Source organism: Halomonas sp. ND22Bw (assembly GCF_003011945.1).
Taxonomy (GTDB): domain Bacteria; phylum Pseudomonadota; class Gammaproteobacteria; order Pseudomonadales; family Halomonadaceae; genus Halomonas; species Halomonas halophila.
Window position 1 is genome coordinate 1 of sequence record NZ_PXWD01001925.1, and the last position, 230, is coordinate 230.

Here is a 230-nt window from a genome sequence, read left to right on the forward strand (position 1 = left end):
GTGCGGTCGGTGCGGCCACGGGCGGCCTGGATCAGCCAGCGGATCGCGAGAGCCTGGCGGCGCTCAGTGCGCACCTCGACCGGAACCTGGTAGGTCGCGCCACCGACGCGGCGGGAGCGGACTTCGATCGCCGGGGCGACGTTGTCGAGGGCGGCGCGGAACACCTCAATGGGGTTCGCGCGGGCGCGGTTCTCGACGATGTCGAAGGCGCCGTACACGATGCGCTCGGC

Annotated in this window: 1 pseudogene; it reads right to left on the reverse strand. The window is 72.6% G+C overall.

Annotation, left to right across the window (positions count from 1 at the left end):
• Window positions 1-230 (reverse strand): annotated as a pseudogene (locus CVH10_RS24995) (30S ribosomal protein S7); the annotation flags it as partial.